3 protein-coding genes are annotated in these 2,637 nt (G+C 64.9%); 1 reads left to right on the forward strand and 2 read right to left on the reverse strand.

Annotated features, from left to right (window positions below; all coding sequences use genetic code 11):
- Nucleotides 1-534: phage tail tip lysozyme (locus G3N92_RS32610; RefSeq protein WP_206131645.1), on the forward strand; the 534-nt coding region annotated here is incomplete at its 5' end.
- Nucleotides 535-633: 99 nt separating this feature from the next.
- Here the strand turns inward: G3N92_RS32610 and G3N92_RS32615 are convergent.
- Together G3N92_RS32615 and G3N92_RS32620 are read right to left on the reverse strand one after the other, a co-directional pair.
- Nucleotides 634-1,617: a response regulator transcription factor gene (locus tag G3N92_RS32615; RefSeq protein ID WP_241015170.1), complete on the reverse strand. Its 984-nt coding sequence runs from the start codon at nt 1,615-1,617 to the stop codon at nt 634-636.
- Nucleotides 1,618-2,091: 474 nt separating this feature from the next.
- Nucleotides 2,092-2,637 (reverse strand): DUF3455 domain-containing protein (locus G3N92_RS32620; RefSeq protein WP_206131647.1); only part of this gene is annotated, 546 nt, incomplete at its 5' end.

The raw sequence follows: 2,637 nt of genomic DNA on the forward strand, positions 1-2,637 counted from the left end.
TCCGCAGGCAGCGGCGACGGCACGCCGGTGCAGGCCTCGGCCGGCACCACCGGCCCGAGCACGGGCACCGACGTATCGAGCCTCGGCGGCAGCAACGCCGACAAGATCGCATCGTTCCTGCAGAACAACCTCGGCCTGAACAAGGACGCCGCAGCCGGCGTGCTCGGTAACCTGCAGCAGGAAAGCGGGCTCAACGCCGACATCAATCAGGGCGGCGCGCGCGGCGGCCCGTCGGCCAACAACGCCGACGACAACCAGAACGGTTACGGCCTCGCGCAATGGGGCGGCGTGCGCAAGGAAGGCCTCGAGCAGTTCGCGGCCTCGCAGGGCAAGCCGGCCAGCGATCTGGGCGTGCAGCTCGATTACCTCGCGAAGGAAGTCGGCGAGAAGCCGGGCCTGGTCGATGCGCTGAACAGCGCCGGTTCGCCGGACGCCGCCGCGAAGGTGTGGGATCAGCAGTTCGAGATGGCCTCGGATCCGCAGATGCAGAACCGCAACCAATACGCGGAACAGTTCGCGGCCCAAGGGCTGTGAACGGGCGGCGCGCTTCGGGCGCGCCGCAATGAAACACGGCCGGCATTCGCATGCCGGCCGTTTTGCGCTGTGCGTCGCCGCGTGCGGCGGGTTGCGGCCTCAGCCGTCGTTGCGCGGCGTGGAGAGCACCGGCAGTCGGATGCAGTCGGCCGCCGAGCCGTCGTCGCGCATGGCCTTCGCGATCATCGTCGCGCCGATATTCCACGGGTTCGCGTACGACGCCCACGGCTGTGCGAGCGAGGCCGTCGCGCTGTGGCGCGCGTGCACCGTCGGCCCGTTGGCCGGCGTCACGACGTTGGCGCGGTCGGCCGGCACCGGCGGCGCGGCCGAGCGCGTTTGCGGCGGGCAGGCCGGCGCGGCGTCGAGTTCGTCGAGCAGGCCGTCGTCGGCCATCGTCATGTCGTTCGGCGCACTATCGATCACTCCGTCGGTCTGTTCGATCCGGTAGCCGTGCGCATACATGGTGCGCAGCGCGACGCCGGCTTCGCCGGTCAGTTCGAGCTTGCGGCGCAGCTTGTAGATATGTTGTTCGAGACGGCGGCCGACGATGTCTTCCGTGCTGCCCCAGATCGCGCCGGCCAACTGGCGGCGCGTGACGTATTCGCCGGCGCGCGAGAACAGCAGCCAGGCGATGGCGAATTCGCGCGTGGTGACGCGCACCGAGCGGCCGTTGATCTGCACGGTGCTGGCCTGCTGATCGAGCGTGTAGGCGCCGAGCGTGACGCGCTGTTCGTCGCGCGGCGCCGGTTCGGCCTCGACGCGGCGCATGGCGCGGAAGGCGCGCGCGGCCAGCTCGTTGCGGTCGAACGGGGCGAGCACGACGTCGTCGGCGCCGGCGTCGAACGCGCGCTCCAGGCTGTCGCGATCGGTAAACGTGCCGACCACCAGCACCGGCGCGCGGCGGCCGCCATAGAACGTGCGGCGGGCGAACACGGTGCGGGTGCCGTCGATGCCGGTGGCGGCGTCGACCAGAATCACACGGTAATCATCCCGGTACAGGCCGCGCGCCAGCGCGACATCATCGTCGAATTGAATGCATTCGACCGATGCGTCGAGAAAATGCTGGCGCAGTCGTTCGAACATGCTGACGTTGGGCGTTAATACGGCGAACTTCAACCTGAACCTCCTTTCCTTGGCCCGGCGCGAAATGAACCGGCAGGCTACTGGCACGGAGCGAAAGTACAGGCATAGAAATTCCAGGGGTGTAACTTATTGTTAACCGTGAGAAAGAAAATGAGAGTTTTGAGGCACTAAAAATGAAAGTTTTTCGAATCGTGGAATGCGATGTTTAGTTTTTAATCTAAACAAAATGTGTCTTAATGTATTTGTAAGTTTAATTCGCGTGCCGTCAGACAAGATCGTAAGACAATCGAAAGATACCTGGAATCAGGTATAGGTAGCATCGAATCGATTACATTTCAGTTTGTAAAGTTCGATGAGGTTTGGTGAGTAATGGGCGTGACCATTTCAGAGGCACCTTCGAATTTGCATGTATATGCAATGGAAATTACTCGCCAATCGTGTGGCGCGCTTTCATAAAGAGAACAAAAAAGCGTGTTATTGAGCGAGGGGTGACGTGCGGTAAAGCTGGTACGTCGCGAAGTACGGCACGTAGAGTTGCGTGCCTTCCACGCGGCAGGTGTCGGAGGCCGGCAGCCCGCCACGCGTATTCATTCTGATCACCGCGCTGAGATTCGTCATGCGGCCGCTCTGGCCGTCGCCGGCGCGCGTGGTGGCATCGATCCCGTAACGTACCCAAGGCAACGCTTTCGCATCCATCACGGTGGCCGCGAGCGTCTTGCCGACCGCGAAGCTGCCGTCGTAGGCGAGGAAGTAGCGGCCCGGCGCAACCGAACCGACGTTGTGGCCTTGCGCATCCCGCAAGGTGGCCTCCGGCCCATAAGGTTGCCAGCGCAACGTCTGGCCGGCCGGGCTGCCCGGCGCGCCGGTGTCGAGCGCCGGCACGCGATGACATCTGTATACCTGGTCGCCCGCCGCCGTCAGCGTTTCCTGCAGCACGTCGGGCGTGGGGCCGCGCAGCGAATCGGGCACGGCCGCGTCGGGCGGGCCGGGCGGCGGCGGCGTCGCGCAGCCGGCCAGGGC

This window comes from Burkholderia sp. Ac-20379 (genome assembly GCF_017104645.1).
Taxonomy (GTDB): domain Bacteria; phylum Pseudomonadota; class Gammaproteobacteria; order Burkholderiales; family Burkholderiaceae; genus Burkholderia.

What these genes read in the sequence shown, in the direction of transcription:
- G3N92_RS32615 (WP_241015170.1), bottom strand. Translation starts at nt 1,617, where the DNA reads ATGTTCGAACGACTGCGCCAGCATTTTCTCGACGCATCGGTCGAATGC.